This window comes from bacterium, assembly GCA_021159335.1.
Taxonomy (GTDB): Bacteria; UBP14; UBA6098; order B30-G16; family B30-G16; genus JAGGRZ01.
Genome location: JAGGRZ010000084.1, coordinates 1 through 7396, shown reverse-complemented (window position 1 = coordinate 7396; position 7396 = coordinate 1). Strand labels below are relative to the sequence as shown.

10 protein-coding genes are annotated in these 7396 nt (G+C 41.5%); 5 read left to right on the top strand and 5 right to left on the bottom strand.

Annotation, left to right across the window (positions count from 1 at the left end; all coding sequences use genetic code 11):
* The coding region (locus J7J62_04955) for a hypothetical protein (GenBank protein ID MCD6124502.1) at positions 1-394 on the bottom strand (394 nt) is incomplete at its 3' end.
* A gap of 212 nt (positions 395-606) precedes the next feature.
* On the opposite strand from J7J62_04955, the gene J7J62_04950 reads away from it, so the two are divergent.
* Genes J7J62_04950 through rlmB form a run of 4 tightly spaced genes read left to right on the top strand, consistent with a single transcriptional unit; the run spans position 607 to position 4706 of the window.
* Entirely contained in the window at positions 607-1950 is a 1344-nt protein-coding gene (locus J7J62_04950) for a GWxTD domain-containing protein (GenBank protein MCD6124501.1), read from the top strand.
* Between the two features lies 1 nt (position 1951).
* Positions 1952-3076, top strand: coding sequence for a hypothetical protein (locus J7J62_04945; GenBank protein ID MCD6124500.1), 1125 nt, complete (start codon positions 1952-1954; stop codon positions 3074-3076).
* A 9-nt stretch (positions 3077-3085) separates the two neighbouring features.
* Positions 3086-3958, top strand: coding sequence for a pantoate--beta-alanine ligase (locus J7J62_04940; protein MCD6124499.1), 873 nt, complete (start codon positions 3086-3088; stop codon positions 3956-3958).
* A complete protein-coding gene (rlmB, locus tag J7J62_04935; protein ID MCD6124498.1) occupies positions 3948-4706 on the top strand; it encodes a 23S rRNA (guanosine(2251)-2'-O)-methyltransferase RlmB in 759 nt (252 codons plus the stop codon). Before J7J62_04940 ends, rlmB begins: the two co-directional genes overlap by 11 nt.
* A 78-nt stretch (positions 4707-4784) precedes the next feature.
* Here the strand turns inward: rlmB and J7J62_04930 are convergent, their stop codons facing one another.
* Both J7J62_04930 and J7J62_04925 read right to left on the bottom strand, forming a co-directional pair.
* Positions 4785-5306, bottom strand: coding sequence for a hypothetical protein (locus J7J62_04930; protein ID MCD6124497.1), 522 nt, complete (start codon positions 5304-5306; stop codon positions 4785-4787).
* Between the two features lie 167 nt (positions 5307-5473).
* Positions 5474-5881 carry a hypothetical protein gene (locus J7J62_04925; GenBank protein ID MCD6124496.1) on the bottom strand — a complete coding sequence of 136 codons (408 nt, stop codon included), beginning with the start codon at positions 5879-5881 and terminating at the stop codon, positions 5474-5476.
* A gap of 74 nt (positions 5882-5955) precedes the next feature.
* Here J7J62_04925 and J7J62_04920 point away from each other — a divergent pair, with 74 nt between their 5' ends.
* The gene (locus J7J62_04920) at positions 5956-6519 is read left to right on the top strand and encodes a DUF4416 family protein (GenBank protein ID MCD6124495.1); all 564 of its coding nucleotides are present in this window, start codon (positions 5956-5958) and stop codon (positions 6517-6519) included.
* Here J7J62_04920 and J7J62_04915 read toward each other — a convergent pair.
* Both J7J62_04915 and J7J62_04910 read right to left on the bottom strand, forming a co-directional pair.
* Positions 6472-6966 (bottom strand): hypothetical protein, encoded by a 495-nt coding sequence (locus tag J7J62_04915; protein ID MCD6124494.1) that lies wholly within the window; start codon positions 6964-6966, stop codon positions 6472-6474. The two genes, J7J62_04920 and J7J62_04915, sit on opposite strands and share 48 nt — an antisense overlap.
* Before the next feature lie 9 nt (positions 6967-6975).
* Positions 6976-7396 (bottom strand): M24 family metallopeptidase (locus J7J62_04910; protein MCD6124493.1); only part of this gene is annotated, 421 nt, incomplete at its 5' end.

Here is a 7396-nt window from a genome sequence, read left to right as displayed (position 1 = left end):
TACCATCTGCCATTTGAAATCCGCCAACCCATAATGAATCCCAAATTGTAATATCTGCCTCATTGAAGTCCAGATAACTTGGGAAACTATCACGCCCTAAAAATATTCTTATATATTGTCTTCTATCATCTCCTATTAAAGCTGGCGAATAGACATATCTGCTTGCCTCAGTAAAGATTAAATCATCTTTGCCATCTTTATTAATATCCGCTTTAGTTATATAACCTACAATATGATAAATATATCCATATGTATCTAGCTTCGCTAATGAATCAGCTCTAGAAATATGGCGATAAAATCTAATATCAGCTTGTTCTAATGTTTTGTATACCGTTGAGTTAGCGAGTTGAAAAATGAACAAAATTAAAACAATAACACTTATTTTTTTAGCCATGAACCACCCCTTTAAATCTCCCAATATTCACTTTATAATTAATATTATTAACCTAATTTAATTTTTGTCAAGAAACAATTTAACCTTTAAGTGAAAAATTAAATCATGCTTTTCCAATTTTAAATTGAACAATGGGCGAAAATCTGCCTAAATTCCCACTCCCAACAATTCCCTTGAAACCATGTAAAAAATTCCTTAAATTAAAAATAGCTATGAGAAACTCCTTCCTACATAAAATGCTTATCTTTGCGCTTTTAACAACATCGATGGCTGGACAGCTCGGCCTTGTATGCGACTGGGCATCGTTCCGCGGCGATAGTGTCGGCACAGCTTGGCTTGAATTCTACACAAAACTTAACCGCGAGAACTTCAGGTTCGCTTTTGACTCGACCGCAAACGCATTCGTCGGAACCCTTGGAGTCAAAATAATTATAACCGATTCTGCGGGGGAAAAAATAGACTCGATAGCCTATATCGCCCCCATAAAACTTGCCCCAAATGAACCCATAACCCGAAGCTTCAGAATACTAAACATCCACACGATAAGTCTTCCCGTTGGAACCTATACAATCACCACAACGGCAAAGGACTACCTTTCTGAAATTGAAGACACATTCACCACACAGGCGGTTCTAAGAAATTTCTGGGACAAACAATACGCCGTATCTGACATCATGCTCGCCGTAAGCGCCGAAAAAACCACCATCAAAGACCAATTCGAACGATTCGGAAAAAGAATGCTTCCAAATCCATCGGCAATTTTTGATCTTAATTCACCAGCGATATACTATTATGTGGAGTTTTACATTCCAAAGGGCGAAGCGAAATATGGCCTTAATACAAAGCTTTTGGCAAATGGAAAAGTATATAAAAATTTCGGGACTCTGTGGCAGAAAGGCTCCGATTATATAATATATATAAATGGTTTTCCGATAGCTGGAATAGCGGATGGTGAATATGAGTTAGCGATATCATTGGTCGATTCCACAGGAAACGAGCTCGCGAAAAGTTCAAAAAAAATTTGGATAGCAAAACTTCCCACCGATGAAAAGATAATGCCAAACGAGGCGACTTTGCAAAGAATGCAAAATATTCTAAGTTTCCTCCTAAGTCCAAAGCAGATGAGCGAATTCAAAAATCTTGACCCGGCAGGTAAAGTAAGATTCTGGTATAATTTCTGGGCTAAAAACGATTCAAATCCAGAGACGCCCGAAAACGAGTTTATGCAGGAATTCATAGCAAGATGGGATTATGCGAACGCCGCGTTTGCTCAGGGGTCAAAAACGCCGGGATGGAAAACTGATAGAGGAAGAATATATATCGTATATGGCCCTCCGGACAATGTGGAGAGACATACATTCTCATCAGGAACTAATAACTGGGAAGTGTGGTATTATTTTGACAAAAATTATTACTTTATATTTGCGGATATTCTGGGAATTGGAAACATGAAACTTGTCGATTCAAACGCTCCCGGCGAGGTGCACGACAGAGATTGGCGAAACAAAATAAAGGGTTATCATATTCAGCCACCTCCCAAGGACAGGGGCTACTAAGATGAATCAAGAACTTTACAAAAAACTAAGGGAACACCTCGATGAAAATCCCGATTCGCTGGTTTTCGCAAGACTCGGCGAAATGGTCTACCAAATGGGCAAAGCTAAAACTGCCATAGGGCTATTAACCAAAGGAATAAATAACTATCCAACATATACGACAGCGCTCGTTGTTCTGGGCAAAATTTTGCTATCCGAAGGGGATAAAGATAAAGCTTTTGAACTCCTAAAGAAAGCTGTCCAGCTTGAACCCAGCAACATATCCGCCCTTTTCTACCTATCAAAAGCTGCCCTCGCTTCCGAAAATTATAAACTATTTGTCTTCTACGCACTTCAAATCCTATCCCTTTGCCCTCATGATACCGCAATCGTAGAGTTGTTAGCTGAACACTGGGACAAAATCCAGGAGTCCGAACCCGAACTTGCCAAAATGCTCTTGTCCGAGAAAATAGAGGTAACCAAAGAGTTCATTGAGGAAGAAGCTAAAGAAGAAGCCGCTGAACCTTTTGTCGTGGTAGGAACTATGCCATCGTTCACAGCACCAACACTCGAAGAAGAAACTAAACCTCCAGAGGAACAGGTAAAGCCTGCGGAAATACCTGAAATACCAGAAACCGAGAAGGAAAATGAAGAGGAACCCATCGAGCCCGAGGAAATCTTGTCTCAGATAGCCGAAGAGGAAATAAAAAAACTTATTGCAGGGGAGAAAAGCGAGGAGGTCGAGGAAAAGCCTGAAACCGCGGAGGAAAAACCTGAGCTACAATACGGTGAAATAGAGATTAAGGACGAGAAAATCGAGGAAATACTTGAAAAAGCCGTCCCCAAGGGTGATGAATTCATTGAGGAAATAGAAGAGCATCCTGCTGAAGTGTCAGAAGAGGAGACACCGCAAAAAAGCGAAGAAACTACCGAAAACATAGCTGAATCCATAACTGGCTCGGAGACCTATGCAACGCAAACTATAGCCGAAATCCTTGCAAAACAGGGCTATACAAAAGCCGCGATAGAAATATATAGAACGATACTCAGTAACCCAGACCTCGAGACTGAAAAAAGACAATCAATCAAAAAAAGAATCGCTGAACTTGAGAAAATACTCGAAGAAGAGGGCGAGAATACTACCTAGCATACCAAAATGAGAGTCATAAGGTCGATACAAAAGATGTATAAGTTGTCAGAATCGGCGCGAAAGGAAGGCAAGATAATAGGCTTCGTGCCGACAATGGGTTATCTTCACGAGGGACACTTATCGCTTATAAGAATAGCTCGCAAGCGATGCGACCTGCTTGTCGTGTCAATATTCGTCAACCCGACTCAATTCGGACCAAATGAAGACCTTAATTCGTATCCTCGTGACTTCGAGCGGGATTCGAAGCTCTGCGAAAAAGAGGGAGTCGATGTTATATTCGCGCCGACAACTGAGGAAATGTACCCCGATGGGTACTCGACATGGGTTGAAGTTAAAGGGCCTGTAACCGAAGTTCTTTGCGGAGCATTCCGACCAGGGCATTTCAGAGGTGTTACTACAGTAGTAGCCAAACTCTTCAACATCGTTCAACCACATTTTGCCGTTTTCGGTCAAAAGGACGCGCAACAACTTGTGGTCATCAAGAAAATGACCCGCGAGCTGAACTTTCCTGTGGAAATCGTAGCCGCACCCACAGTACGAGAAAAGGATGGACTCGCAATGTCATCTCGAAACGAGTATCTAAACGAAAACGAGCGAAAAGTCGCTCCGAAAATATATCAATCCCTTATTCTGGCAAAAAATATGCTTCTTAGAGGTGAAAGGGATACCGAAAAAATAAAAAATGAAATGAGAAAGTTTTTGGAAAGCGCAAAACTAATAAAAGTTCAGTATATAGATATAGTGGATGCTGATACCCTTGAGCCATTGAAAAATGCTCGCGGCAGGGTTATGGTTGCTTTGGCTGCATTCCTCGGCAAAGCAAGACTTATAGACAACATCATAGTTGACCTCAATAAAGAGAAAACTAATGAACGATAAACCCAGGGAATTTATTTTCGGCAAAAATCCTGTATTCGAGTCACTCCGTGGAGGAAGAGACGTACACGAAATATATGGCACCCATGAATCCATAAAGTGGCTTTTGAGAAAATGCGAACAAAACGGAATAAAGATAAGAGCGAAAATATCAACGGCGGACAAAAGTCAACTTTACAAGCTCGTTAAGCGGAAAGACCATCAGGGATTAGTAGCATTGGTAAGTCAATTCGAATACACGCCGTTAAAGTTAATTCTTAGGAGAAAACCCGATATCATGGTCATGCCTGTGGGCATTACAGACCCTCAGAATCTGGGCGCCATAATTCGCACATCAGAACTCTTGGGCGTAGGAGCCATATTAATACCCAAGAAAAATAGCGCAAAAATAACCCCTGTAGTGGCTCATACCAGCGCCGGTGCAGTGGAACACATGCCAATAGCTATTGTAGAATCTCCAGCGCACACCATAGAATCCCTAAAAAGGGAAGGATATAAGGTTGTAGCCTGTGAAAAGCCGTCTACAAAGTCTACACCGCTCCCTGAATTTGAACCGCCGTCAAAAACGCTTCTTCTGTTTGGTTCGGAGGGAAAAGGACTACCCCTCTCAATCGTTAAAAGGGCAGATTTAGTAGTCTCAATTCCTCAGAAGGGCATTATAGACTCTTTCAATGTATCTGCGGCGGCAGCGATTATAATATATCACATCTGCTCGCACGCCATAAAAATCAAAAATTCACATAGTAATTAGTCCCGTACCCTATGAAATGGCTTTGTCTATTGAATTAGTGCCCCTCTGGTTACGATAGTCTGAATAGTATCATTTCATTTATCTTTTCGGCAGTTTTTCCACGAGTTCTATGCCCTTGGGAGTAAGGAAGTATCTGCCCGTCTTCTGCCCGCGCTTAAGGAATCCTTTTTTAGGGTCGCTAAGAATTCTTATGTGCTGACCAACATTCCCGGGCTTTCTGGTTTTCAACTGGTCAAATACAAGTCGTATATCCTTAGGTCTTATCTCCTTCTTCCCAGCGTATTTAGTCAGCCAGTATGATATAACCAGAACGGCTTCGTTATGAGTTTTTGGCTTCTTTTGCTCGAAGAACTCCTCGATGCTTATTTCGGGCGTTTTCTCGAGCACCAGCTCAGCTTTTGCTCTCCTTCCTCTTGGCTTTCTAACTTTCGGGGGAGCTTTCTTTTCCACTTTCTCCTCAACCAATTCCTCCGCCAATTTTGGCTGCTTAAGTAGTTCGAGCAAGGTCGTAAGATGTTTATCGACGAACTCGCGGTCGCCCTCAACCTCTACCTCGATGTCGGGGAACTTGAATCGTGCTCTGTAATTCTTTTCTTCCATCTACGATCACCTCCTTATCTTTGATTTCAAAACATAGTTATTCATTTCAAACCAAATCAGAGTTCTAATATATTTGCCGATTTTAAGACGGCTCGAAAATAATATCAAAAATCCGATATAAAATATAGTCAAATTAAGTATAGTGTCAATAAGAATTTTATTAGTTTTTATTTTTTAATTCTTTTTTTCACGATAGTTAGACCGCAGTTTTTCCCCTTACATCCCGATTTGTTAATTCGCACAACTTTAAACTTCATCGTTAATCCACCCCACTTGTTACAATGAGCATCTACCGTTATCTCATCGCCAGCTTTAAGCCCTGCTATCCTATAAATTCCCTGTTGCATTTCGTGACTGTATTGTTTAAGAAAACGCTGTTTAACCAATGTGTCGCCGTTAACGAGTACCGATATCGTATTTATAAAATGTTTACTTGGGTCGTCAGTATAATGAATAATGCTTATTATGAGAACATTCTCCATGCTGTCAAATTGAATGTCAATATCATCAGGTATAGTAGAAAAACTCAGCGAAAACAAAAAAGCAAAAATAATAAATGATGTCTTTCTTAACATTTTTATCCTCCCAATTTGATTTCTTTCTAATATAATACTTATAGCTGGTTTTAACAGCAAAAACTATTGAAAGCATGGCTGAGGCATATGTACATGACCCTGTGGCGTTTTTCATTGGCGTTATTGTCGCAAAAAACGAATTGCTATTCCCCTTGCGGGCTATAATAGAATCCTCCATCGGGAAAATAGCTTTCGAATCAGAAATCCTACAGTTTGACGAATTTACTCACTATTACAAACCAGAGATGGGGGAAGGTTTACTAAGAGTTTGGATGGCGCTTGAAGGAATCCGACCACCGGAATCGCTTATAAGGCTCAAGTGGGCGTGCACAGCTATTGAGAATCACTTCAAGAAAGAGGGCAAAAGAAGAGTTAATCTTGACCCCGGCTACCTAACGCTTGCCAAAGTTATACTCGCCACATTCAAAAATTTCTCGCACAGAATTTATCTCGGTGATGGTGTATTTGCTGACCTCCAGTTGATGTATCGACGCAAGGAATTTGTGCCGATGGAATGGACTTTTGCTGACTATCGATCGGAAGGGGCACAAAGATTTTTCCTGATGTTGCGCGAAAGTTATAAAAAGTGGCTAAAATCTTATAAGAATGGTCAACTTGAGCCCATCACCGGCTGGTAAGACCCGAACCAGAGGTCGTCTAAGCTCATCCCTGAATGTAAAAAGATGTGCACAAACATAAGCATCAACTATATCGAGAAATTTTATCGCAGCCAGTGCCCAAAGGTATGTGTTCCGGGTTTTCACTTCGCGTTCAAACTCTTCCCCGTAAAAGTCATACTCAGGTGTTCCCGGGACAAGGCTATCTCTTTTTCGCCAGAGTTTATCCGTTTTTTTATATGAATCGTATGCAAAGTATCCAATAAAAGCCTCTGAAAGGGCGAAGACAGCAGCGTGAATGAAATTTTTGGTATAAATCTGCCCTGCACCCGGCACAACCAAAGATAGCAGCGCAGCTTTTGTGGGGCTCACTTCTGGTTGCGAGTTTTTTTCATTGGCAGCTGCGCCGGCAATATTAAAAATTAATATGAGCAGTAAAATAGCAGCTAAATTAATTGATTTCTTCATGTTCGCTCTTTATACACGCAATATTATATCGTTAAGCTCGCGCGGAAGTTTATCCGAAAGTAGCACAGCTCCGTCACCCGTAAGCCAGACATCGTCCTCAATGCGCACACCACCCCAATCCGGAATGTATATACCCGGCTCAACCGTAACCACGCAACCGACGGGGATAGCATCCTCATTTTTGGGGCTGAGCCTCGGAAAATCGTGCACCACAAGGCCAATACCGTGTCCAAGTCCGTGGCCAAAGAATTCGGCATATCCAGCATCCTCGATAACCTTCCTAGCTATACCATCGATATCCTTTCCGCTCATTCCAGCTCGCATGTTTTTTATAGCCTCGTTTTGCGCCCTTAGCACAGTGGAGTAAACCTCAATAAATTTTTCGTCAGGTTCACCGAGAAAATATGTTCTCGTAAGGTCGGACGCGTAT

Coding starts and splice junctions, on each gene's coding strand:
- J7J62_04950 (MCD6124501.1), top strand. CDS start 607: ATGAGAAACTCCTTCCTACATAAAATGCTTATCTTTGCGCTTTTAACA.
- J7J62_04945 (MCD6124500.1), top strand. CDS start 1,952: ATGAATCAAGAACTTTACAAAAAACTAAGGGAACACCTCGATGAAAAT.
- J7J62_04940 (MCD6124499.1), top strand. CDS start 3,086: ATGAGAGTCATAAGGTCGATACAAAAGATGTATAAGTTGTCAGAATCG.
- rlmB (MCD6124498.1), top strand. CDS start 3,948: ATGAACGATAAACCCAGGGAATTTATTTTCGGCAAAAATCCTGTATTC.
- J7J62_04930 (MCD6124497.1), bottom strand. CDS start 5,306: ATGGAAGAAAAGAATTACAGAGCACGATTCAAGTTCCCCGACATCGAG.
- J7J62_04925 (MCD6124496.1), bottom strand. CDS start 5,881: ATGTTAAGAAAGACATCATTTATTATTTTTGCTTTTTTGTTTTCGCTG.
- J7J62_04920 (MCD6124495.1), top strand. CDS start 5,956: ATGGCTGAGGCATATGTACATGACCCTGTGGCGTTTTTCATTGGCGTT.
- J7J62_04915 (MCD6124494.1), bottom strand. CDS start 6,966: ATGAAGAAATCAATTAATTTAGCTGCTATTTTACTGCTCATATTAATT.